Origin of the sequence: Usitatibacter rugosus (assembly GCF_013003965.1) — a bacterium.
Lineage (GTDB): Bacteria > Pseudomonadota > Gammaproteobacteria > Burkholderiales > Usitatibacteraceae > Usitatibacter > Usitatibacter rugosus.
Window position 1 is genome coordinate 2,326,131 of the sequence record NZ_CP053069.1, and the last position, 24,894, is coordinate 2,351,024.

Annotated in this window: 15 protein-coding genes; 4 read left to right on the forward strand and 11 right to left on the reverse strand. The window is 66.3% G+C overall.

Annotated features, from left to right (window positions below; all coding sequences use genetic code 11):
- Positions 1-4: 4 nt before the first annotated feature.
- From DSM104443_RS11095 to DSM104443_RS11110, 4 genes are read right to left on the reverse strand one after another with little or no spacing between them, the layout of a single operon-like run.
- A complete protein-coding gene (locus DSM104443_RS11095; RefSeq protein ID WP_171092204.1) occupies positions 5-964 on the reverse strand; it encodes a beta-ketoacyl-ACP synthase III in 960 nt (319 codons plus the stop codon).
- Entirely contained in the window at positions 961-2,028 is a 1,068-nt protein-coding gene (gene plsX, locus DSM104443_RS11100) for a phosphate acyltransferase PlsX (RefSeq protein WP_171092206.1), read from the reverse strand. The genes DSM104443_RS11095 and plsX overlap by 4 nt, the downstream gene beginning before the upstream one ends.
- 39 nt (positions 2,029-2,067) lie before the next feature.
- Positions 2,068-2,244: a 50S ribosomal protein L32 gene (rpmF, locus tag DSM104443_RS11105; RefSeq protein WP_171092208.1), complete on the reverse strand. Its 177-nt coding sequence runs from the start codon at positions 2,242-2,244 to the stop codon at positions 2,068-2,070.
- Between the two features lie 28 nt (positions 2,245-2,272).
- Positions 2,273-2,758, reverse strand: a complete 486-nt coding sequence (locus DSM104443_RS11110; protein ID WP_171092211.1) for a YceD family protein — start codon at positions 2,756-2,758, stop codon at positions 2,273-2,275.
- 49 nt (positions 2,759-2,807) lie between these two features.
- Here DSM104443_RS11110 and DSM104443_RS11115 point away from each other — a divergent pair, with 49 nt between their 5' ends.
- Together DSM104443_RS11115 and DSM104443_RS11120 are read left to right on the forward strand one after the other, a co-directional pair.
- Positions 2,808-3,392, forward strand: a complete 585-nt coding sequence (locus tag DSM104443_RS11115; RefSeq protein ID WP_343034609.1) for a Maf family protein — start codon at positions 2,808-2,810, stop codon at positions 3,390-3,392.
- A complete protein-coding gene (locus DSM104443_RS11120; RefSeq protein ID WP_171092215.1) occupies positions 3,392-4,117 on the forward strand; it encodes an SAM-dependent methyltransferase in 726 nt (241 codons plus the stop codon). The genes DSM104443_RS11115 and DSM104443_RS11120 overlap by 1 nt, the downstream gene beginning before the upstream one ends.
- Before the next feature lie 12 nt (positions 4,118-4,129).
- Here DSM104443_RS11120 and DSM104443_RS11125 read toward each other — a convergent pair whose 3' ends face one another.
- From DSM104443_RS11125 to DSM104443_RS11145, 5 genes are read right to left on the reverse strand one after another with little or no spacing between them, the layout of a single operon-like run.
- Entirely contained in the window at positions 4,130-7,003 is a 2,874-nt protein-coding gene (locus tag DSM104443_RS11125) for a sensor domain-containing protein (RefSeq protein WP_171092217.1), read from the reverse strand.
- 4 nt (positions 7,004-7,007) lie between these two features.
- Positions 7,008-7,982 (reverse strand): S49 family peptidase, encoded by a 975-nt coding sequence (locus DSM104443_RS11130; protein WP_171092220.1) that lies wholly within the window; start codon positions 7,980-7,982, stop codon positions 7,008-7,010.
- Entirely contained in the window at positions 7,979-8,329 is a 351-nt protein-coding gene (locus tag DSM104443_RS11135; protein WP_171092223.1) for a Rieske (2Fe-2S) protein, read from the reverse strand. Before DSM104443_RS11135 ends, DSM104443_RS11130 begins: the two co-directional genes overlap by 4 nt.
- On the reverse strand, positions 8,311-8,952 hold the full coding sequence (locus tag DSM104443_RS11140) for an HAD family hydrolase (RefSeq protein WP_171092225.1): 642 nt from the start codon (positions 8,950-8,952) through the stop codon (positions 8,311-8,313). Before DSM104443_RS11140 ends, DSM104443_RS11135 begins: the two co-directional genes overlap by 19 nt.
- Positions 8,940-9,899 (reverse strand): RluA family pseudouridine synthase, encoded by a 960-nt coding sequence (locus tag DSM104443_RS11145; RefSeq protein ID WP_171092227.1) that lies wholly within the window; start codon positions 9,897-9,899, stop codon positions 8,940-8,942. The genes DSM104443_RS11140 and DSM104443_RS11145 overlap by 13 nt, the downstream gene beginning before the upstream one ends.
- Positions 9,900-10,255: 356 nt before the next feature.
- On the opposite strand from DSM104443_RS11145, the gene DSM104443_RS11150 reads away from it, so the two are divergent.
- Both DSM104443_RS11150 and DSM104443_RS11155 read left to right on the forward strand, forming a co-directional pair.
- A complete protein-coding gene (locus DSM104443_RS11150; protein ID WP_171092229.1) occupies positions 10,256-13,414 on the forward strand; it encodes an Rne/Rng family ribonuclease in 3,159 nt (1,052 codons plus the stop codon).
- A gap of 3 nt (positions 13,415-13,417) precedes the next feature.
- Positions 13,418-14,020 (forward strand): 2-hydroxychromene-2-carboxylate isomerase, encoded by a 603-nt coding sequence (locus tag DSM104443_RS11155; RefSeq protein WP_171092231.1) that lies wholly within the window; start codon positions 13,418-13,420, stop codon positions 14,018-14,020.
- A 60-nt stretch (positions 14,021-14,080) separates the two neighbouring features.
- Here the strand turns inward: DSM104443_RS11155 and DSM104443_RS11160 are convergent, their stop codons facing one another.
- Both DSM104443_RS11160 and DSM104443_RS11165 read right to left on the reverse strand, forming a co-directional pair.
- Positions 14,081-14,449, reverse strand: a complete 369-nt coding sequence (locus tag DSM104443_RS11160) for a hypothetical protein (RefSeq protein ID WP_171092233.1) — start codon at positions 14,447-14,449, stop codon at positions 14,081-14,083.
- A 212-nt stretch (positions 14,450-14,661) separates the two neighbouring features.
- Entirely contained in the window at positions 14,662-24,891 is a 10,230-nt protein-coding gene (locus DSM104443_RS11165) for an RHS repeat-associated core domain-containing protein (protein WP_171092235.1), read from the reverse strand.
- Between the last annotated feature and the right edge of the window lie 3 nt (positions 24,892-24,894).

Genomic DNA, 24,894 nt, shown 5'->3' on the forward strand with positions numbered 1-24,894 from the left:
GGGATCAATAACGGAGGAGGACGGAGCCCCAGGTGAACCCACCGCCCACGCCCTGCAGCAGGACGAGGTGGCCGGGCTTCACGCGGCCGTCGCGCGCGGCGACGTCCAGGGCGAGCGGAATGGAGGCGGCCGACGTGTTGGCGTGCCGGTCGACGGTGATGATGCATTTGTCCTCGGCGAGGCCGAGCTTCTTGCCGACGAACGAGATGATGCGGACATTGGCCTGGTGCGCGATGTACGCGTCGAGATCGGCGACCGCGAAGCCCTGCCCCGCGAGCGTGCTGCGGGCACTTTGCTCCAGCACGCGCACCGCGAGCTTGAACACGGCCTGGCCGTCCATCTTGAGCGTCGGGTCGCCGGTGATGCAGCCGCGGTCGACGTGGCCGGGCGTGTTGAGGATCTTCGCGTGGCGGCCGTCGGCATGCAGCTCGGAGGCGAGGATGCCGGGCTTGTCGGAGGCCTCGAGCACGATCGCGCCCGCGCCATCGCCGAAGAGCACGCAGGTGCCGCGGTCTTTCCAATCGAGGATGCGCGAGAAAACTTCCGCGCCCACGACCAGCGCGCATTTGTGCGCACCGGACTTGATGAAGAGATCGGCCGTGGCGAGCGCGTAGACGAAGCCCGAGCACACGGCCTGCACGTCGAACGCGGCGCCCTTCGTGACGCCCAGCTTCGCCTGCAGCAGGCACGCGGACGACGGGAACACCATGTCCGGCGTGGACGTGGCGAGGATGATGAGGTCGACGTCCTCGGGCGTGCGGCCCGCGGCCGCGAGCGCGTTGCGGCAGGCGTGAAGCGCGAGATCGCTGGTGCACTCGCCCTCGGCCGCGATGTGCCGCTGGCGGATGCCGGTGCGCTCGACGATCCACTCGTTGCTGGTCTCGACGATCTTCGACAGCTCGTCGTTCGAGACGACGTTCGCGGGCAGGTACGAGCCGGTGCCGGTGATGCGCGAAAAGGTCATGCGGCGGCCTCGTCGGCGGGCTTCGCAGCCTCGGCGGGCTTTGCCGCGAGCAGTCCCAGCTCGTGCAGGCGCGTGATCTCCTGGCCGATGCGGTCGTTCACGCCGTGCGTGATCTCGGAGGCGGCGCGCGCGAGCGCAGTGCGAAACGCCAGGCGATCGGCCGATCCGTGGCTCTTCACCACGATGCCGCGCAGGCCCAGCAAGGCGGCGCCGTTGTAGCGGCGATGGTCGAGGCGGCGGCGGAAGCGCTTGATGACGCCGTAGGAGACCGCGGCGGCGAGCTTCGAGAGGACGCCGCGCGTGTACTCCTCCTTCAGGAAGTCGCCCATCATCTTGGCGAGTCCCTCGGAGGTCTTGAGGAAGACGTTGCCCACGAAGCCATCGCACACGACGACGTCCGTGGTGCCCTTGTAGATGTCGTTGCCCTCGACGTTGCCGTAGAAGTTGAGCGGGCTCTTCTTCAGCAACTCGCCGGCTTCCTTCACGACCGTGTTGCCCTTGATCTCTTCGGAGCCGATGTTGAGCAGGCCCACGGTGGGACGCGCCTTGCCTTCGACGGCGGCGACGAGCGTCGAGCCCATGATCGCGAACTGGAGGAGCTGCTCGGGCGTGCAATCGGCGTTGGCACCGAGGTCGAGCGCGTAGACCTGGCCCGAGCGCGTGGGGAGCACCGCGCAGATCGCGGGACGCTCGATGCCGGGGAGCGTCTTCAGCACGAACTTGGCCGTGCCCATCAGCGCCCCGGTGTTGCCCGCGGAGACGCAGGCCTGCGCCCGGCCTTCCTTCACGAGGTCGATGGCCACGCGCATCGACGAATCCTTCTTCGTGCGGATGGCGCTGCGCACGTCTTCATCCATGCCCACGACCTGGGTGGCCACGACGATCTGCAGCCGGTCGTTCTCGGACGCGCGATGGCGAGCGAGCTCGCGCCGGAGCGGCTCCGCGAGCCCCACCAGCAGGAGATGCGCAGCGGGATCCGCGGCGAGGAAGTCGAGGCAGGCGGGGACGGTGACCGCGGGACCGTGGTCACCGCCCATCGCGTCGACGGCGATGACGGTGTTCATCGAGTCGGCCACCGATGAAGGCGGCCGCGGGACGAAACGTCAGTCCTTGGTCTGGATGACCTTCTTGCCGCGGTAAACGCCCGACGGCGAGATGTGGTGGCGCAGGTGCGTCTCGCCCGTGGTGGGCTCGACGGCGACCGGGGGCTTGCTGAGGTGGTCGTGCGCGCGGTGCATGCCGCGCTTCGACGGCGACTTCTTGTTTTGTTGGACGGCCATGATGTTCTCCAGTAAATGCTGCGTTTGTTCACTTCGGCCGCTTCAAGGCGGCGAAGGGCGATTCCCGCGGCGGCTTGTCGTCCACCTTCGGGACCTCCTCGATTCCGGGTTTGCGCGGGATCATCGGCAGGGCCAGGATCACCGCGTCTTCAACCAGGTTGCGGACGTCCAGGGGAACCTCCGCGACCACGAAATCCTCTTCCTCGGACTCCATCTCGATCGGCGGAAGGGCGGACTCATCGTCCACCAGCACCAGCCGGTCTTCCACGTCGATGTCGTACCGGAAGTCTTCCATCGAAACCCGGCACGTAAGTTGAGCGAAGCCCTTGATTATACACGAGACAAGCTTCCGGCGCTGCTTGTCCAGGAAGCCCGAAACCTCGTAGCGCAACTCGCCTTCCGGGCTCGCCACGAGATCGGCGACCCGGGGAAGTTCGCCGGGCTTCAGCACCCCCTTCCAGACCTTCGGTTTGGTCGCGAAGGTGGTGGGGTCGATCCTGTCCTCGTCACGCATGGGGCGCCATGATAGGCTTTCCGTCGTCGGCATCTATAACATACTGATTGTGAAAGCCTTTTCCATCATCCTCGCCTCCGGTTCCGCCTATCGCCGCGAGCTCCTCGGACGTCTCGGGCTGCCGTTTCAAAGCTGGTCGCCCGATGTCGACGAGAAAGCCCTTCCCGGCGAATCTCCCCGTGAGACCGCGATTCGCCTCGCACGCTCCAAGGCCAATGCCGGTGGAGCTGCCCACCCGCAGTCGCTGGTGATCGGGTCCGACCAGGTGGCCGAGCTGGACGGCCTGCCGCTCGGCAAGCCGGGCAATCGCGAGAACGCCGTGGCGCAGCTGCGCTCGATGCGCGGCCGCACGGTGCACTTCCATACGGCCCTCTGCTTGTTGAATGCCGCGACGCAACGCGCGCAGGAGCGGCTCGTGACGACCCCCGTGGAATTCCGCCCGCTGGAGGATGCCGAGATCGAGCGCTACCTCGACCGCGAGCCGGCGTTCGACTGCGCCGGGAGCGCCAAGAGCGAGGCGCTGGGCATTTCGCTGCTCTCGCGCCAGGGCGGCGACGATCCGACGGCGCTGGTCGGCCTTCCCCTCATCGCGCTCTCGGAGATGCTGCGCTCCGAAGGCATCGCGGTGCCCTGATGGCCGGGCCGCTCGTGCTGATCGCATCGTGGATCGCGGAGGACGTGCCCGTCGAAAGCGTTCTTCCCGCGGGCGTGCTCGATCGCATCCGCACGATTCGCGACTTCGTCGTCGAGGATGCGAAGACCGCGCGGCAGTTCCTCGCCGCGTGCAAGCACCCCGTGCCGATGCGCGAGATCGCGATGGCCGAGCTGAACGAGCACACGCCGGACGCCGCGATCGCGCCACTGCTCGCTCCCGCGCGCGAAGGTCGCGACCTGGGTCTGCTCTCCGAAGCCGGCATGCCCGCCGTCGCGGATCCCGGAGCACGCCTCGTGGCACTGGCCCACGCCGAGGATATCGGCGTGGTGCCGCTCGTCGGCCCCTCCTCCATCCTGCTGGCCCTCGCGGCCTCGGGCCTCGAAGGGCAGCGCTTCCGCTTCGTGGGCTACCTGCCGCAGGAACCGCGCGATCGCGTGGAGCGCATTGCGACCATCGAGCGGCGCTCGACGATGGAAGACGAGACGCAGGTCTTCATCGAGACGCCCTATCGCAACGACGCGATGCTGGCCGACCTGCTGAAGACCTGCCAGCCGGCGACGCGGCTCGCGATCGCCGCGGACGTGACGGGTGCGAAGGAGTGGATCCGCATGAAGACCATCGCCGACTGGCGCAGGTCGGTGCCTGAGATCGGCAAGCGCCCGGCGATTTTCCTGCTGCATGCGGGAGCGGCGCGGCGCCGCTGAGGCGTGCGCGTCCTAGCGGGCGCGCGACTGCAGGTACAAATTATTCTGCTTCAGCAGCGGGTAGAGCGCCTCGGCACTCATGGGTGCGGAGAAATAGAACCCCTGCCCCACGCGGCAACCCTTCGAGCGCAGCAGCGCCAGCTGGCCCGCCGTCTCCACGCCCTCGGCGATCGTGTCCAGGTCCAGGCTCTTCGCCATGTTGATGATCGCCACGACGATGGCCGTGTCGTTCGGGTCGACGGTGATGTCGCGGATGAAGGACTGGTCGATCTTCAACTTCTGAATCGGCAGCCGCTTGAGATACGAAAGGCTCGAGTAGCCCGTGCCGAAGTCGTCGATCGCGAGATGGATGCCCATCTCCGAGAGGCGGTTCAGCAGCATGATCATGCCGTCGGTCTGGCGCATCACCTGGCTCTCGGTGATCTCCAGCTCGAGGTACTCGGGTGCCAGGCCGGTCTCGGCGAGCACGCGCGTCACCATGTCGAGGAAGGCCTTGTCGGCGAACTGGCGAGCGGAGAGGTTGATCGCCATGCGCCGCGGCGTGAGCCCGGCCACCTGCCATTCCTTCGCCTGGCGGCAGCCTTCACGCAGCACCCATTCGCCGATCTCGTTGATGAGACCTGTCTCCTCGGCGAGCGGGATGAAATCGCCCGGCATCACGGTGCCGCTGTCCTCCGTCTTCCAGCGCACCAGCGCCTCGACCGCGATCACTTCCCCGGTCTCGAGGTTGATCTGCGGCTGGTAGTGCAGCAGGAAATCCTTCTGCATCACGGCCCGGCGCAGCGCCGATTCCAGAGTCATTCGCCTCTTCACTGCGATATTCATCTGCGCGGTGAAGTACTGGTAAGTGTTCTTGCCGAGGCCCTTGCCGTGGAACATGGCGGTGTCGGCGTTCTTCATGAGCGTCTGGGCGTCGCGGCCGTCCTCGGGATAGAGCGCGATGCCCACGGAGCCCGAGACGTGCTGCTCGGTCGCGCCGAGCAGGAACGGCAGCCGCAGCGAATTGAGGATCTTCTGCGCCACGACCGAGGCGCCACGCCCGTCCTCCAGGCTATCCAGCAGCACGATGAACTCGTCACCGCCCTGGCGCGCGATCGTGTCCTCGACGCGGACGCAGTCCGAGAGCCGGCGCGACACCTGGCGCAGCAGCTCGTCGCCGACGTCGTGGCCGAGCGTATCGTTGATGTTCTTGAAGTTGTCGAGGTCGATGAAGAGCACCGCGACCTTCTTGCCCGAGCGCTCCCCGCGCGCGATGGAGTGCGCGAGGCGGTCCTGCAGCAGCGAGCGGTTCGGCAGCCCGGTGAGGTTGTCGTGGTACGCCAGGTGCTGGATGCGCTGCTGGATCACCTTGCGGTCGGTGATGTCGCGTGAATTGAAGACCACGCCGCCGATGTGCGGGTTGGAGATGGTGTTGGTGCCGAGCGACTCGAACGTGCGCCACATCCCGTCCTTGTGGCGCACGCGGTATTCGATCGGCTCGCGCGACTGGGACATCTCGAGGATGCGCTTGAACGCGGCGCGGACATGCTCGGCATCGTCGTGGTGCACGAGATCGAAGACGCTCTTGCCGATGGTCTCGGCCGGCTCGAAGCCGATGAGGTGCTTCAGCGACGGGCTCTGGTAGGTGATGATGCCGTCCTCGGTGAGCACCGAGATCAGGTCCAGCGCGCTCTCGGTCAGCACGCGGAAGCGCGCCTCGCTCGCCTCGAGCGCCCGCTCCGCCTCCTTGTAGCGCGTGACGTCGGTGATCACGCCGATCAGGCCCGCGACCTCGCCGCTGCGCTCGACGAAGCTCACCTTGTTGTAGAGCATCTCGAGCTCGCCGCCCGCGGCCGTGGGCACTTTCGCTTCGTAGCTGGTCGAGGCCGGCTTGTCGTACAGGGTCTTGTCGCGGTCGTGGTGCACGTCGGCCAGCTCGCGCTCGAACATGTCGAACACGGTGCGGCCGATCCAGCTCTGGCCGCCGCCGAAGAGGTCGTCCCACGCGCGGTTGTAGACCTTGTAGCGGCCCTCGCGGTCCTTGAAGTAGACCGGGCTCGGGATGGCGTCGATCATGGCGCGCGTGAAGTGGAGCTGCCGGCCCAGCTCGCGCTCGGTGAGCTTGGCCTCGGTGGTGTCGATGCAGGCGACGAGGAGGCCCGTGACGCGGTCGTTCTCGTCGCGAAGCGGTGCCGCGGCGCCGTTGATGTAGATCGTCGATCCGTCCACGCGCTGGCGCTCGAGCTCGAGCCCGGTCAGCACCTCGCCACCCAGCACGCGCTGGCGAAGCGTGTGGGCCTCCTCGCGCTTGGCGTCCGGAACGAAGGGCGCGCTCTGGCCCATCGCTTCCTCGCGCTTGTAGCCGAACGTGCGCTCGGCGGCGGGATTCCAGAACGTGATGCGGCCTTCGGGATCGGTCGTGAAGATGGCGACCGGGGAGTTCTCCACCACGGCGGTGAGGAACTCGTTCATCTGGTAGATCGCGCGGTCCTTGGCGCGGCGCTCGGTGAGATCCACGAACGCGCTCACCATGAAGCGCACCTCGCCCCCGACGCCGCGGATGAGCGACGTGCTGCGCTGGACCCAGACGATGCTGCCGTCGGGCCGGACGAAGCGCTTCTCGACCGAACCGGGAATCTCGCCGTGCGCGGTGAGGCGGTTCAGCGCCGCTTCGTCGCGGTCGATGTCCTCGGGGTGCGTGATCGCGCGGAAGGAAAGGCCGCGCAGGGCCTGCGCCGGATAGTCGACCAGCTCGCAGAACGTGCGGTTGGCGAGGACGCAGATTCCGTCGAGGTTATCCAGCACCAGGCCGACCGGAGTGCGGTCGAGGGCCTCGCGGGCGAGCTCGAGGTCGATGTCGAGTCCACTGGACGCGCCGGAGGATTCCGGCGAGAGGCCGTTCGCCACGGCCTCAGTGCTCGCCGACGGACGTGCCGCGCGAGAGCGATGCCGCGAATCCCTTGGCGAAGGCCGCCCCGGTCTCCGCGCCCAGGCGCTTCGAGAATTGCTCGAGGTAGTTCTCGTCGGGCGTGAAGTCCACGACGCGCTCGGCCTTGATCACCTCGCGCGCCACGTAGTCGAGGCTGCCCAGCTCGTCGGCCAGGCCCAGCTCGACGCTGCGCGCACCCGTCCAGATGAGGCCCGAGAACATGTCGGGCGTCTCCTTCAGGCGCTTGCCGCGGCCGGCCTTCACCGTGTCGATGAATTGCTGGTGGATCTCCGAGAGCATCTGCTTCGCGAATTCCTTCTGCTTCGGGTTCTCGGGCTGGAAGGGATCGAGGAAGTCCTTGTTCTCGCCGGCCGTGTAGGCGCGGCGCTCGATGCCGAGCTTCTCCATCGTGCCGGTGAAGCCGAAGCCGCTCATGATCACGCCGATGGAGCCCACGAGGCTCGCCTTGTCGACGTAGATCTTGTCCGCGGCGACCGCAACGTAATAGCCACCCGATGCGCAGAGGTCCTGCACCACGACATAAAGAGGAATCGACGGGTACTTGGCGCGCAGGCGCTTGATCTCGTCGTTGATGTAGCCGGACTGCACCGGGCTGCCGCCGGGGCTGTTGATGCGCAGCACCACGCCCTGCGTGTTCTTGTCCTTGAACGCCTGGTTCAGCGCCGGGATCATCTTGTCGGCCGAGGCCTTGGCCTCGACGCCGATCACGCCCTTCAGGTCGATCAGCGCGGTGTGGCGGCCGATGCTGGCCTTGTCGCCGTCCGACGAGCGGCCGATCCAGCCCATCAGCGCCGCGAAGACGAGGAAGGCGAAGCCGAACCAGATGAGCTTGAAGAGCGCGCTCCATTGGCGGGCGCGGCGCTGTTCTTCGAGCGACTTGAGTGCGAGCTTTTCGAGCACCGCGCGCTCCCAGGCGGGGGGCGGGGATTCGGTCATGGCGTCGTTCCGGGGATGATCACGTGGCCGTCGTGCTCCTCGACGCGAATCGGCTCCAGGCACTCTCCCTTGCAAGGGCCCGCGATGCAGAGGCCCGAACCGGGATCGAACAATGCGCCATGCGTCGAACACACCAAGTATAACCCGGCCTCCTCGAAGAACTCCCCCGGCTGCCAGTCCAATTCGGTCCCCGCGTGCGGGCAGACGTTGACGTAGGCACGCGGCGCACCGTCATAGCGCACAACGAAGCCGCGCTCGTCCGGCGCCCCGGGTTGGAGGGCGAAACGCACGCCCTTCCCGCCCTCGAGCAGCTCGGCCGAGGGGCAGATCAGGCGGCGGTCAGGCATTGCCTCAGCTCCGCGACGCTCGCACAACGCGCGACGGCCCCGTGCGTATCCAGCAGCTCCGGGTGATGGGCGCCATAGAGGACGGCGATGGCGTCCATGCCGGCGTTCGCGGCGAGCAGGAGGTCGTGCGTAGTGTCGCCCACCATCACGGCGTTGGCCGCTTCGACGCCGGTGTAGTCGAGGATGGCGTGCAGCATTCCGGGATGAGGCTTGGCGAAGCCTTCGTCGGCGCAGCGCGTGAACTCGAACATCGGTCCCAGGCCGGTCATGTCGAGCGCTCGCTGGAGCCCTCGACGCGCCTTGCCCGTAGCCACCGCGAGCCGCTTGCCGTTGCCGCGCAGCTCGGTGAGGAGCTCCGGGATCCCCTCGAACAGGGGCGATTCGTCCTTCGCCAGGAAATGGAAGCGATAGCGCTCGGCGAGCTTCTGCGCCCGCTCGGCATCCAGCCCGGGGGCGACGTGGGTCAGCGTATCCGCGAGGCTCAAGCCGATCACGTAGCGCGCGTCCTCGTCGCTCGGCACGGCCACGCCGATGTCGCGGCAAGCACTCTGCAGGCTGCCGGCGATGAGCGCGGTGGAGTCCATCAACGTGCCATCCCAGTCGAAAACAATCAGCTCGTACATTTCTTCCAGAAGGCGTCGAGCTCGCGGGGGAGCGGCGCCTCGATCGAGAGCGCCTCGCCCGTGAGCGGGTGGGTGAAGGAGAGCTTCGCGGCGTGCAGGAACATGCGCTTCAGGCCGTTTTTGCGCAGCGCCTTGTTGAGCTCGAAGTTGCCGTAGCGGTCGTCGCCGAGGATCGGGTGCTTCATCGACGCCGCGTGGACCCGGATCTGGTGCGTGCGTCCGGTGAGCAGCTCCGCTTCGAGGAGGCTGTACTCGTCGGTGCGGCCCACGAGGCGGAAAACGGTCTCGGAGGCCTGGCCGTCGTCCGAGACGACCACGCGCTTCTCGCCTTCCGGGCCGCGGCGCTCGGCAAGGGCCAGCTTCACGCGCTGCAATTCGTTGCGGAAACGCCCCGCCACGCCGGCGAGATAGCGCTTGTCCATGTCGCGACCGCGCAGCATCTCGTGGAGCGCCGTGAGCGCGCTCCGTTTCTTGGCGATGAGCAGCACGCCCGAGGTTTCGCGATCGAGGCGATGCACCAGCTCGAGGTACTTCGCTTCGGGCCGCATCGAACGCATCGACTCGATCACCCCATGCGCGACGCCGCTGCCGCCATGCACGGCGAGGCCCGCGGGCTTGTCGATCGCGAGGAGCGCGTCGTCCTCGAAGACGATCGGCATCTTGAAATGCGGTGCGGGGGTGACATCCTCGCGTTCAGCCACGCGAATGGGGGGGATGCGAATGCGGTCCCCGCCTTCGACGCGGTAGGAGGCATCGATGCGCTTGCTGTTCACGCGCACCTCGCCGCCCCGGATCACGCGGTAGATGTGGCTCTTGGGAACGCCCTTCAGGCGCGCGAGAAGATAGTTGTCGAGCCGCTGCCCGGCCTCTTCGGGAGCCACCTCGATCCAGCGCACCGCGGGCGCGCCAACCGGGGCTCTAGCGCCCGCTTTGCCATCGACAGCCATCGTGCGTATACTACTATCTGGTTGATTTCCAAGGCAGTCCAGCAACTGGTTGGACACCTTGCCAGTCACCCCCCGGGTGCCACGAAACGGGCCCCAAGCAGGTTAACTTCGCTCACCTGCCCGACCAAGCCAGCGATGGATAACGAAGCAATTCGCGCTCGACGCACCGATTCCGGTTGTTGCCCTCAGGGCCCTAGGGCCTCCGCAGCAACCTCGACGAAAACCAGAACTCGCCCACTTACACGTCAAAACACGTGACGCTTCACCCAGCCGACTTCTGAAGTAGTTTCGTCCCCCCGGGCTCCGCCTGAGGCGGGACCCTCTTCCGTGTCATCGAGCGCGGGAGATAGAAGAAAATGAAACGCATGCTGTTCAATGCGACACAAGCCGAAGAGCTCCGTGTCGCCATCGTCGACGGTCAGAAGCTCGTAGACCTCGACATCGAAACCACCGGCAAAGAGCAACGCAAGAGCAACATCTACAAGGGTCTCATCACCCGAGTCGAACCTTCCCTCGAAGCGGTCTTCATCGACTACGGCTCCGACCGGCACGGGTTCCTCCCCTTCAAGGAAATCTCCAAGCAGTTCATGGTCAACGACGACGGCGAGTTCGGCCGCTCGAAGATGGCCACCCACCTGCGCGTGGGCCAGGACCTCATCGTCCAGGTGGACAAGGACGAGCGCGGCAACAAGGGCGCCGCCCTCACGACCTACATCTCGCTCGCCGGCCGCTACCTGGTCCTCATGCCGAACAACCCGCGCGGCGGCGGCGTCTCGCGCCGCATCGAGGGTGAAGACCGCAACGAGCTGCGTGAAGTGATGGACCAGCTCGAAGTCCCCGAAGGCATGAGCCTCATCGCGCGCACCGCCGGCATCGGCCGCAGCGCCGAGGAGATGCAGTGGGACCTGAACTACCTGAACCAGCTCTGGGGCGCGATCGAGAAAGCCGCCGAGGAAGAAAAAGGCCCGTGCCTGATCTACCTCGAGTCGTCCCTCGTCGTGCGCGCCATCCGCGACCTCTTCCAGCCGGAGATCGGCGAGATCCTCGTCGACACGCCGCACATCTACGACCAGGCCCTTTCGTTCATGAGCACGGTGATGCCGGCCAACGTGAACAAGGTGAAGCTGTACAAGGATGACGTCCCGCTCTTCTCGCGCTTCCAGATCGAGCACCAGATCGAGAGCGCCTACCACCGGAACGTGACGCTGCCTTCCGGCGGCGCGATCGTCATCGACCACACGGAAGCCCTGGTCTCAGTGGACGTGAACAGCGCCCGCGCCACGCGCGGCCACGACATCGAGCAGACCGCGTTCAACACGAACTGCGAAGCCGCCGATGAAGTCGCCCGCCAATTGCGCCTGCGTGACTTGGGTGGCCTGATCGTCATCGACTTCATCGACATGGAGAGCGCCAAGAACCAGCGCGAGGTGGAAAACCGCCTGCGCGACGCTCTGCGCCACGACCGTGCCCGCGTGCAGATCGGCAAGATCTCGCGCTTCGGCCTGCTCGAGCTCTCCCGCCAGCGCCTGCAGCCCTCGCTGGAAGAGACGACGCACACGCCCTGCCCGCGCTGCCATGGCACGGGTTTCATCCGCGACACGGCCTCCACCGCGCTCCACGTCCTGCGCATCCTGCAGGAAGAGGCGATGAAGGAAAGCACCGCCGCCATCCACGCGCAGGTTCCGGTGGATGTCGCGACGTACCTGCTGAACGAGAAGCGCAGCGAGATCTTCAAGCTCGAGACGCGCTTCAAGGTGAACGTGCTGCTGATCCCGAACCCGCACCTCGAGACGCCGAACTACCAGGTCGAGCGCCTGCGCCACGACTCGCCGCTCCTCGATTCGGATACGCCGAGCTACGAGATGGCGGTCGCTCCGGCCGAGGACGAAGATGCCAAGGCCGCCGCGCGCTCGAAAGAGCCCGTCGCCGCGCGCCCCGAGCCGCTGGTGAAGGGCATCACGCCCGACCAACCCGCCCCGATCACACCGACGTCGGTCGCACCGCAGCCGATGGCTGTGCGCGCCGCGCCGGCCGCCGCTCCCGTCTCGCAAGAGCCGGGGCTGCTCGATCGTTTGTTCGGCTGGTTCAAGAAGCCTTCGGAGCCGGCCGCAATTCCCGCGCCGGTCGCCGCGATCGAGGACCGCAAAGCTCGCGAGGGCAATCGTGACGGCAAAGGCCGCCGCGATGGCCGCGGTGGCAGTGGACGCAGCGATGGAAATCGCGACGGACGCCGTGGCGGTGGCCGTGGTGAAGGCGAAGGCCGCCGTGACGGACGCGGTGGTGGTGGCGGTGGCAGTGGCGGTGGTGATCGCCAGCGCCAGGGCCGCGACGGTGAGAAGCGTGAAGGCCAGGGTCAACGCGACGGCAACCGCGATGGAAATCGCGACGGCAATCGTGAGGGACAACGCGGCGGCCGCCGTGACGAGGCGCGTGGCGAAGGCCGCGAGCCGCGCCGCGACGAACCGGCCCGCGAGGGTCAACCGCCGCGTGAAGGTCAACCGCCGCGTGAGGCTCGTGAGCCGCGCGAGGCCCGTGAGCCGAGGGAGCAACGCGAGCCGCGCGAAGCCCGCGAGCCGCGTGACCCGCGTGAGCCGAAGGAACAGCGCGAACCGCGTGAAGCCCGCGAGCCGCGTGAAGCCCGCGAGCCGCGTGAGCAGCGCGAGGGCCAGGAGCAACGCCCGCCGCGTAGCGAGCCCCGCACCGATGGCCCGCCGAGTCTCGAAGCCCGCCCCGCCGAGGAAGTCGTCGGTGAGGATGGCGAGCGCGGTGGACGCCGTCGCCGTCGTGGCCGCGGTGGCCGCGGTGGAGAGCGTGGCGATCGTCCGCAGCGTGACGGCCAGGCCGCCGGTGTCGAGGGCCAGGCCCCGATGACCGACGGTGGCGAAGTCCAGCATCACGCCGAGCACCCCGATCACGATCACGCCGATCATTCGCACGATCACCAGGACGATCACGCACCTTCGGAGCAGCAAGCCGCTCCGGAGCAACGCGAGTCCCGTCCGCCGCGCGAAGAGCGTGCGCCCCGCGAGGAGCGCGCTCCGCGTGCCGAACGTGCGCCGCGCCCCGAGCGTTCCACGGAAGAGACGTCGCAGCGCCGCGAGCGCACGCCGTCGTTCGACGACTTCGACGAGCCCGCACCGCAGTCCGCGGCGCCGGCCGAGGCCGCCGCACCCGTGGCCGCGCCGTCTGCGCCCGCACCCACGCAAACCACCCTCGCCTACTCGTCGCCCACGCCCATCGGCTCGTACTCCCCGGTGAGCCAACACGAGGACGAAGGCGACGCCCACAAGCCGGTGCGCAAGCGCCGCAACGAATCCGCGTCGCAAGCCGCGGAGCCGCTGCAGCTCGTGGAAACCGGTGCCGACGTACCGGTGGCACCCGTTGTCGTCGAGGACGAAGCGCCGCGCCGCACGAAGCCGCGTCGCCGCCGTTCGGTCTCGGTCGAGAACGAGCCGCTGCAGATCGTCGAGACGGCGGCCGGAGCCGAGAAGCCCGTCGACAACACGACGGTGTAAGCCGTGGGCGCGCCGATCGAGTTCTACTTCGATTTCTCGTCGCCCTACGGTTATGTCGCCAGCACGCTTGCCGATGACCTCGGCAAGCGCGTCGGCCGCGAAGTCACCTGGCGCCCGTTCCTGCTGGGCCCGGTCTTCAAGGCCAACGGCATGGCGCCCCTCGTCGATGTCCCGATGAAGGGCGATTACTCGAAGCACGACTTTGTCCGCACGGCACGCTACTACGGCGTGCCGTTTTCACTTCCAGCGAAGTTTCCGATCGGCGCCATCGCGGCGCTGCGGTCCTTCTACTGGATCAACGATCTCGATCCGGCGAAGGCGAAAGCGTTCGCGAAGGCCGTGTACAAGGCCTACTTCGTGGACGGCCAGGACATCAGCGCCGCCGACGTCGTGGTGCCCATCGCGAAGTCGCTCGGCGTGGACAGCGATGCGCTTGCCGCCGCGCTGAATGATCCTGCGGTGAAGGATCGAGCGAAGCAGGAAGTCGAGAAGATCATCGGCAAGGGCGCGTTCGGTTCGCCCTTCTTCATCGTCGACGGAGAGTCCTTCTGGGGCACCGACCGCATGGCGATGCTCGAGGAGTGGGTGAAGCGCGGGGGTTGGTAGGTCCTTTGCCTTCAGCCAAAGTGACCGCACGCCAATTCACTGGCCGCCGGGCTTGGAAGCCTAAGGCGCTGCAGGCGCATTGGAACTTCGATGCCCAGCCGAGAGATCAATGCTCCACTCTCTGCCGTCGTTGGCGTGCTCATTCGCGAAGATGAACTCACTATCGGACGCACGCACGAGCAGATCGTCCCAAAACAGCCGACTGTGCCAAGCCAGTTGGCCGTCGTAGCTGATTCTGCAGATGCCGCCTTCGTAGAGAAAAATGAGAAACGCGTCGCGTTCATAGACCTCGGAACGCGAGAACGATCGATCCCAGTCAGATCGACGGTGCAGGGTAGTGACGTGCTTGGCGACCCTTTCTGTGCCAATGAAAATCAGGTCGAAGCTTCCAATCAATAGAAGATATGCACGGTGAGGGTCTCCGCTCACGAAGTCGACTGTAGCGGGAAAGGATCTCCCATCGACGGTCCGAGATGTGCATCCTACGAAGTTCTCAAAGCGTCCCAGGCTCGCAGGGCCCCCTAGGATATCCAGAGCACCAGGTCTACCTCCCTCATCGCACGCAGCAACAAGCGTAATGACCGGAAGGCCCGCTACTCGAAGCTCACTCCTTCCTACGATTTCCAAACGAGCCCCAACTTTCATCGGACTTCGCCCCCGCGTCCTCTTACAACCTTCGCAAGATCAGTATCGTTGGTGACAAGCGGAATTCGCTTTTCAAGTGCTTGCGCACCAATGATTCCATCGCCAAAGCGGCCGGCCTTGTCGGGTAGTTGGCCCCGGATGTTGATACGCAAATCAAGCGATGGCACATCGGCGAGAACGGGAATATCGTCCAACGCTCGAGGAACCCCCTTCAAGTTTGAGTGTTTGGTTGCATTCTGCATCTCGGGTCGAGTGACGTATGACACCACAGGTTGCTCGTCCGCGAGAACTCTACCCTTGAGCGTTGGGTCCTTGGCCAATCCAGTTGTTACGTTGCTGTCGAGAAGAACTTGTCGCGGGGGGGGCGCCGTTGGTACGGCCGTCTTGTCGGTCGGGAGTAGCTGCTTGGCAACTTTTCCGTCGCCGCCCTCAGACGTGAGGACCCTAGTACCTGGCGAGGCGCTCTGCGTTCCAACGCTAGCATTGTTTGCTCCCGCAGCCTGACCCTGCTCCCGCTGCGCAATTGCTTTTACTTCAGTGGCATTCGCCGCTTGCTTCTTGGCAATGTCGTTTTCGACTGCGCGCAACGACGGACGTGGAGCTCCAACGGCTGCTCCTTGATTCGTAAACGCTTCGCTTCCGGATGCCACAGCACGCAGCAGGTCAAGATTGCGCTCGCGTGGATCTTTCTGGAGCGACGCTCGAGCCAAGTGCTGCCCGGCCTCATCAGCCGGTGCCGCGACGTTGAGCGGAGAGTAAAGGAGGGTCTCTGCAACTGAGACCGGGAATGTAGCCAGCGCAAGCGCGGTGTTGACCTGCTTTTCGACCCAAGGCGTATTGGGATCGGTCGCCGCTTCCTTCGCCATGTTGAATGATCGAGTAACGCCTCCGATCACGCGTCCTCTCTGTTCAATCTCTGGCGGCTCGCCTGCATACCCCTGTTTATCGATGTAGAACAACGGATTGCCGCTCGCATACAGATACGAGTTCCAGCTCACCGGCACCGGCGCCTCACCCTCGTAAGGATCAGCGCTGATGAAGCGCCCCAATTCCGAGTCGTAATATCGCGCCTTGAAGTAGACGAGTCCCGTATCCCCGTCCATCTCGTGGCCCGTGTAGCCGAACTTGTTGATCGTCGAGCCCGAGGTGGCCGAATTTCCCCACGCGTCGAAGCTCGTGATCGCGTTCTGGCCACCCGCTCCATTGGTCGACAACGTGCTTGAGCCCAGCGCATCCGAATGCAGGTATTCGTTACCCGAGCCCGTGATGGCCACAATCGGACTGCGCCCGTTGGCATGCGTTTCGTACTTCGCGAGCAGCGAGTTGGTGATGCTCTTATCCAGGTAGGCGAAGCCGTTCACCCAAGTCGTGCGGCGCTGTCCCTCGATCTCGTCCCTCAGACCCTCCGCGTTGTAGCGGTAACGAGCGATGGTCGAGCCGGCGTTCTTCACCTCCACCAGACGGTCGCGGATGTTCCACACGAAGGTGCGCGTGCCGGCCGAGTTGGCCTTGGTGAGCAGGTTGCCGTTGTCGTCGTAGGTGTAGGTCGTGGTTCCTGACCCAGTGCCCGTCACCACCACCTGTGTCACCCGGTCGCGTGGATCGAGCGTGTAGGTCTTCTCGTAGGTCAGCGAAGAAGCCGCCCCCGTCCCCGTCGAGTTCTCGATAGAGCGGTTGCCCACGGCGTCCAGCGTGTAGACGATCAGCTGCGTGCCGGTCGTGGCACCCTGCGACTTGGTGACCGAGGTCTGCTTCAGCCAGTCGTCGTTGTCGTAGAGATAGGTCGTCGCCTCTGTCAGCGCGCCTGCGACCTTCGTCTGCAGCGTGCGGTTTCCGTTGGTGTCGTACGAGTACGTCGTGGACTCCAGCGAAGTCGCACCCTTCGCGTGGGCCACCGACTTCGTGCGCATCGCCGCGTCGTAGGTCGTCGTCGAGACCACGCCGTTCGGGTAGCGGATCTCCGTTGGCAGGTTCGTGCGGTCGTACGTGGTCTGGATGGCCCCGCCGGACGCCGTGGTCGAAATGCGCCGGTTCAGGCTGTCGTAGCCGTAGAGCGTGGTCGAGCCCTGCGCCGTGGTGCTCTTGCGGTTGCCCTGGGTGTCGTAGAGGTGGGTGATCGTGTCGCCCCACGGATCCGTCTCCGACTGCAGGCGGTTGAAGCGGTCGTAGGCGCGCGTATGAGCGCGAGTGCCGCTCACATACGTTTCCGTCGTCGACAAGACGTTCCCGTTGCCGTCGTAGCCGGTACCGATGCTTTGCAGCCCGTCGGCGCTGGCGGAGTACGCCTTCAGCGTCTCCCGGTTGCGGGCGTCGTACGTGTACGACGTCACGGCCAGATTCGCGTCCGTGAGCGTCTTCAGATTGCCCACGCCGTCGAACGTCTGCACCTCGAACTTCGTATCGGCGAATATCGTTCGCGTGCGGCGATGGCGCGCGTCGTACTGATACGCCGTCGCGTGGTTCTTCGCGTCGGTCTTCGACGTGAGGTTGCCATGGCGGTCGTAGCCGAGGCTCGAAGTCCCCGCGGGTGTCGTGACGCGCACCAAACGATTTGCAGCGTCGTAAGCGAACGTCTGGAAGAACCCGGCGCCCTTGGGCTTGAGCACGCCCGTGCGGTTGCCGTTCAGGTCGTAAGAGTAGTCCGTCGTTTCCTGGGCACCGTTGGTGACGGTGTCGAGACGGCGGCGGGAATCGTAGGCGTTGACGGTTTTCCGGCCCTCGGGGTCCAGCACCTGCGTCACGTCACCCATGTTGTCGCGCGTGTAGCGGGTGATGGCGCCCAGGCTCCGATTGTCCGCCGTCTTCAGGTTCCGTCCGTCGTACTCGTATCCGACCTTGTTGCCGTTGGCGTCGGTCACGAAACGAACGTTGCCGACCTCGTCGTATTCATTGGCGCTCAACGTAACGCCCGATCGGGTCGCGGACCTCGGACGGTTCATGTCGTCGTAATCGAAATCGGTGGCGATCCCGTTGGCGTCCTTCTCCTGGATCTTGTTGACCAGGTCGTAGGTCGCCTCCATCACCGTGCCGATCGAGTCGACCGTCCGGGTGAGTCGATTCAAGCCGTCATACGTATGTGTGTCGGTCCGCTCGTTCGCGTCCGTTTCCGTGCGCTTGTTGCCGACCTTGTCGTAGGTGGCGGCGTAGCGGCGGCCCAGCGAATCCGTGGAGCTCGTGCGGCGGTTCAGCTTGTCGTAGATGTGCGTGGTGGTGTTGTCGTTGGCGTCCTTCTCGCTCGTGACGTTGCCCACCTTGTCGTAGCCGAACGTGAGCAGGCGCGCCCCGGCGTCCGAAGGCAGCGTGCTCGAGGTGCGGCGGTTCAGCTCGTCATAGACGTGCGTGGAGGTGTTGCCGTTGGCATCGCGCTCCGACGTGACGTTGCCCTGTCCGTCATAGCCCTTTCCGCCAAGGCTCCCCAGGTCGTCGCGTGTGGCGATGAGACGGTTCAACGCGTCGTAGTCGCGGACGATGGTGTTGCCGTTCTGCCAGCGTTCCGAGACCTGGTTTCCGACCTTGTCGTACTCGAAAGCCGTCTGGCTGCGCTCCTCGTCCTGCGCCAGCTTGACGCGGTTCAGCTCGTCGTACGTCCAGCCCTTTCCACGGCCCCGGGCGTTGACCTCCGTGAGCTTGTTCCCGACCTTGTCATACTCGAACCGGGTCGGTTGCAGGGCCTGGTCGACGGTGCGGGTCTTGCGATTGTTCGCGTCGTATTCGTGCTTCGTGTCACGGATGTACGGATCGCTGACGATCGTCACATTGTTGTTCTTGTCGTACGTGTAACTGGTCGTGGCGCTCACGCCGGTCGCATCGGCCGTGGTCGCCTTCAACCGGTTCAGTCCGTCATAGCTGTGCGCGGTTACGCGTCCTTCGGCATCCGTGAGGCGCGTCTTGTTGCCGTTGCCGTCGTACTGGAACAGCGTGACGCCCAGCTCGGCATCGGTCGTCTTCGTGCGGCGGTTGAGGCCGTCATACTCATGCGCCGTGGCGCGGTTCTCGGCATCCGTCTCCGTAGTGACGTTGCCGACGCCGTCGTAGCCATACCGCGTGATCTTCTGCAGCGGCTCGGTGCGCGTGATGAGGCGGTTCGCGCCGTCGTAGGCGTAGGTCGTTTCGTGGCCCAGCCAATCCGTCTCGGACGTCTTGTTGCCCGCCTTGTCGTAGCCCATCGACTTCGAGGCGATGGGATTCGTGACTTTCTTGAGGCGATTGACCGCGTCGTACTCGTACGTGGCCGTGCGGTTCTCCTCGTCCTTCTCGGAGAGCTTGTTGCCCAGCGCGTCGTAGGTGAACTCGCGTCGCCCGCCCTTCGCATCGGCCCGGATGGTCATCTGGTCGAGCGTGTTGTACTCCATCACGGTCGTCCGGGCTTCCTGGTCCGTGATCGACCGGACGCGGCCGCGCGAATCGTGGCGCGTGGCGATCGTGCCGCCCATCGGGTCGGTGACCTGCTCCAGGTTGCCGTTGGCGTCGTAAGAGAACTTCGTCACGCCGCCACGGCCATCGGTGGCGGTGATCCGGTCGCCATTCCCGGCATACGTGTAGCCAAGCGTCACGCTCTCGGGACGGGACTCCGCGGTGAGGTTGCCCCTCGCGTCGTAGGTAAACCCCGTGGTGTTTCCACGGCGGTCGGAGCGCGTGAGCGGACGGTTCTTGATGTACGGCGGAGCGGCCTGCACCAGCCACGTGTTGCTCGACGTGACGCTCACCCCGGCGCCCGACACGGCTTCCGTGAGGACGTTGCCCTGCGCATCGTACGTATAGGACGTGACGACGCCGTTCGCGTCCGTCTTGCTGCGCATCACGACGTCGGCGGGCTCCCAGACCATCGTGGTGGTTCCGGCCGGCGTCTGGATGGTGAGCGGGCTGCCATAGCGGTCGAGCGTGTAGACGGTCGGGTTGCCGACGCCGTCGTTCACGGTCGTGATCTGCGAGCCCGTTGACGGCACATAGGCGAAGGTCGTCGTCCCGGCGTCCGCGGCGGTGACGCGCGAGACTTTTCCGTCCGGAATCGTGAAGTCGATCGGCGTCCCCGCCACGCCCAGGCGGAGCGGCGTCATCTGCGTCTGGTACGTGTACCCCGTGACCTGCCCGTTGATGTTCGTGTAGGCGGTCATCAGGTGCGCGAGGTTCGAGGACTCGGACACCGAGTACGCATACGTCTCGATCAGCGCAGGTGCGTCCGCGCGCTGGCTGCGGATCAGGTTTCCATCCGTGTCGTAATCGAACTCGATCGCGATGCCGTCCGGCCCCGCCACGCGCGAGATCACCGAAGCCTGCCGCGCCTTGAAGTCCTGCGTCTCGTACGAGAAGTTGAGCGTGCGGCCATTGCCGTCGGTCACGGTCTTCAGCGGCGTCTCGGGGCTGGTGAGATCGCGATCCAGCTTGAGCAGGTTGCCGTTGGGATCGGTGATGGTCTCGAGCAGCCAGCGCTTCAGGAACGTAACGAACTTGAAGTGGTAGCGCGTCCCGTCCTTGCTGTAGAAATCGAACGTCTGGTCGGTCGGGTTCGCGACTAGCGTGCCGTGATAGCCCTTGCCGGGCACGAAGGTGTTGTTCGGTCCCGGGAAGAAGCGCATGGAACCCGCGTCCCCCGTGGAGACGACGACTTCCCCGCACGGCGTGATGGCGAGGCTCGCCTCGTAGTTGTGCGACCAGTTTGCGCCCAGGGCGCCGATCGATCCCGCCCCGCCGCTCGAGTACGTGGGCCGGAACGCAAGCGCCGGGCCGCGGCCCTGCACCTGCAGCGACTGGCCGGGCTGCACCAGGCGGCCGCTCTTCACGTTGACACCCTTCACCAGCACCTGCCCCACGGGCAGTGCGTCGTTCATCTTGAAGACGAGCTCGAGGTGGCCCTCGTTTTCCTCGACGAGGCTCGGATCGGATACCGAGGTCGCCGTGAGCAGCAGCTGGTAGCCGAACTCCCTCGGCAGGAACTGCTCGGGCTGCAGCGTGATGCTGTGCTCGCCCTCGGCGTACACCACGTCGTCGATGAGCTTGAGCGGCGTTCCCGTCGGCGGGCCGCCGGCGCTCGCGCGCGGCGAGGCCTTCAGCGTGATGCGCGATTGGCGCGAGATCTTGAAGAAGTACGTCGCGCCGATGCGGCACGCACGTTCGTTCACGATGTCCACGTCCATCAGGAGCTTCAGCTTCTTCGTGCTGACGGGCTCCCCGCCCTGCCCGCCTTCGGCGCGCACCTCGGTGATGATCTTCTGGCGGAACGGCAGCTCGTACTTGTCGCTCTTGATCTCGCCAAGGCCCCCGTACCCGTTGTTGAGCACGAGCTGGGCGTCGTTGCGCTTGCTGATGTCGAACGGGTAGCCCGACTCCACACGGATCTTGCCGGTGTTGAGCGTCGAGGTGCCGATGAAGCTGTAGTTCACCACGTCCGCAGCGAGCAGGTTCACGTCCGCCAGCGCCGCGGCGTAGTTGGCCGGCTTGATCGAGTACTCGATCTCCACCGGATACGTGAGGCGTCCGAGCGCGTTGAGGTGCAACTTTCCGGTATCGGTGCCCGGCGGGACCTCCACGGGAATGGCGCGATCGACCTTGGCCTCCACGCCCCAGATCGCTTCCACGCCCATGCCCCCGGCCAACGGTCCGGAACCGGGGCCGTCGCAGCCGCCGGGGTTGGCCACGGTGAAGGTCACCGAGAGGTTGTGGATCGCGGGCAAGGGGCCGGTCGTGACCGTCGTGCTGAGAAGGCCGCCCCCGACGACCGTGGGACCCGTCACCGACCCGGGCACGAGGGTCGCGGAGCTCGTGAGCAGCGTGGTGACCGGGGTGACGTCCCGGTTCGTGCCGCATGTGGAACCACTTCCCACCGGCGCCGACACGTAGGCCGAGAAGTACACCGGCTCGGTGGACTGCGTTCCTGGCTTCGCGGCGCGCACGAGGCGGCCGACCGCGTCGCGCACCGTGAAGTGCTGCATGATGATCCGCGGCGAGCGATCCCCGCACGAGGCGGTCGAGCGGAACGTGAGATTGAGCAGCGTGAGCCCCGAAGTGATCGTCACCGGGAACATGGAGGCGTTCACGGGCGGCAGGAATGCGAGGAAGGTCGCCGAACCTTCGGAGTTGGTCTTGAGCTCGAGGGTGCCCCCGCCTCCGCACCCCGCGTAGGTCATGGAGCCTTCGCACTGCGTACCCGAGGACATCTTGAGCGGCGGTGGGGTGCCGACGCCCTCGCAGGGATTGGTCGCCTGTTGCGCGGCGATGACCAACGAGGCGTTGGCGACCAGGTTGCCGAAACGATCCTCGGCGATGATCGTGGATCCGCCGGACACGCCCCCCTCGCCCCGGTTGAGCCAGCCCGTGAAGAGGTTATCGACGATGTCGGGGAACGCATACGCGTTGATCGGCTCGGTGAGCGGCAGCGAGCCGCTTCGCGTGACGACGCTCGCGGTCACGAAGTTCTGGCCCACCTTCGACGTGTAGGTATCGGACGCGGACTTCCGAAGATAAAGGGAGGACTCGTCCGTGCTCTGCCCGAGGGTGACCTCGGTCTCGGCGATGCCGTTGGCGTTGCTGGCCGCTTCGAGGGGGGCGACGGTGGCTCCACCCCGCAGCGACCGGAAAGTCACCTTCGCGCCCTTCACGGGGCGGCCCTCGGCGTCACGAACGCGGACCTGCACCTTCTTGTCGAGGATCTTCCCGACCGTGCCCTTCTGGCCATCGGTCTCGGTGACGATGGTGATCGACGCGGCCGACAGCGGATCGGCAGGCTCCGACGACGACGAGTTCGCCAGCGCGTCGGCGAAGATCTTCATCACCCACTCGGCATCCGTGCTCGTGCCGCCCGCGAGCGCGCCCGAGATGAAATAGCCGGCGGCCTTCGTGGCCGGATCCTCGACCACCCAGGCCGAACCGGTCCAGATGTTGCGAGTGATCGGCGCCGCGTGCGTGGTGACGGTGTAGCCCTGGCGGAGCCAGTTTCCGATTTCGGTCTTCACCGCCGCCGCGTGCGGCATCCCCGCGAGCTGGGTCTCTCCCACGGCTCCGGACAGCACGACGCGGCCGGCCAGGGCCAGCACACGATCGGCGGAAAGCGCGTCCACCTGGAACAGGGATGCGAACACCAGCTGCTCGAGCGACGAGCCCTCGAGCGCCGCGAGCTGCATCCACGCCGTGCGCGCCGCGGCGGAGCCCACCGGCTCGGACACACGCGTCAACGCATCCATCGTCACGCCGCGCCAGCTCGCCGCGAACGTGACGTTCGCGATCGCATCGGCGCGCAGGTAGTTGTTCACCATCACCAGCGAGGGCAGCGGACGCGCGATCGCGGCGCCCGTGAGGAGAGCCAGCTCGTCCTCCGCGGCCTTGAGGTCGGTTACGTACTTCTTCGCGGCGCCGTCGAGGAAACGCGGGCCATCGCGCTCGAGATCTCCCGTGAGCACCGCGGAGCGCGTAAGCCCGCCCGCCGCGACGCCCATCGCCTGGTACGCGCCCGCCGTCAGCGTCTGCTCGACGGCGTGGGTTCCGAACGGACCGTTGAAGGCGATCTCGAAGCGAACCGGCGCTCCCGGCGTGAAGCCGGTGGTGCCGGACCCGCGAATGTGGCCCGCGACATGGATGCGCGGGCGCACCTGGATGAGGTACGAGGGCGTTTGGTCCAGGCCGCCCCAAAGCAGCGAGACGCGGTGGTCGTCGACGCTCGCGGCGTCGTACGACAGCGTGACCCGGTCGTTGACCAGTTCGCGCAACGGGTAGCTCAGGTCCATTCCCGCTGCCGAACCCACGGCGGCCGGGTAGAGGCGCATGCGCACGGTCACGACCGACGCCGGATCCACCGCCGCGGACTCCCGCGTGACCACGACCACGTCGTACGGAAGCGTGTTGGGCAGCAGGTCCAGGCGCTGCGCCACGATCCGCACCTCGCCCAGCGCTTGCGCGTAGGTCTGGTTCGCCCCGGCGGCCACGGCAGTCGCGCGCTCGCGCACGAACGTCATCAGGTCCTTCGTACGATCCGTCGAGACGTACTCAGCGGCGAGCGCCGGAGCACTGAGGCTCGGCTGCAGGAGCAGCGGCTGCGTGGAAAGGCCCTCGACGCGCTTCAGCCACGCATCCAGGGGTAGCCAGGTGCGGCCCGTCGTGTCCAGCGTGACGCCGCGATAGTTCGTATACGGAACGAGCGATGCGACCCACGTGTGCTCGAGCCGAACGCGTGCGACCCGCCCGCCCTGCACGATCGGCGAGTACGCGATGCCCGCCCGTGCGAGGAGATCCGGGACCAGCGTGGTATCGGCAAGCCCCATCTGCGCGGCCAGGGTTTCCACTGGCATCTCGATCACGCCCGAGACGTATCGCGACGGAGCGCCGCTCGCGCGCAGCAGCGCGATCAGCAGCGAAGACTGGTCGACCGCGTTGCCGGACTTGGTCCGCAGCACGCCGGTCGCGCCCTTCTGGCTGCCGGCGTACCACTCGGTCCGCACTTCATTGCGCACGAACTCGAAGACCCGCACGTAGTCGTGGCCGAGGTCCGCGGCCTTCTGCAGGATCTCGGCGTTGAACGGCGCGTCGTCGGCCGCCGAGGCATCGGCGGGGGTCGCGTCGGAGACGTTCGATTGATAGACCGGCGTGACGACCGGGATCAGCAACGGAGCGCGTGCCGGGAGATTCGCCGGGCGGACGGGCAGCGTGGAAGCTCCGAGGATCGCACTCGGAGTGTCGGTGGGAATGGCCTCCAGCACCGCGGCCGCGCGATCGAGCAGCGCGGCATCCGTGGTGACGGCGGAGCCCGCGCGCTTCTCGTTCGAGCGCGGCACGTCGAGCGCTCCGTAGACCGGATCGATGGCCGAGCGCACGCGCTGGCGCGCTTCCGCAAGGCGCTGGCCGAACGTGCCGCCGGAGCTGCCCGATTCGTCCAGGCGCTTCTGCGCATCGTCGAAGGCCGCCATCGCAAGGGCATCGGCCGCACGCAGCGACTCCACTGCCGCGGCGAGCTTCTGCGGATCACCGCGTCCGGCGCGTGCAGCACGAACCGTCGCCTTGACCTCGTCCAGTGCACGCTTGAGCGTTTGGCCTTCGACCCGCTTCGCCCGCGGGGACGTGGAAGCTTCCTTCCCGTAGCGCTCGCGCCACTGCGCCTGCAGGTCGCTCGCCGGATCGCCCCGCGACACCGACTCGGTGATCGCGCGCTCGAGCGCCTCGCGGTCCAGCGGTTGGGCGCTGGCGAGCACGGGCAGGACAGCGGCCAGGATGAAGGCGAGGAAGCGGATGGGGCGAGTCATGAG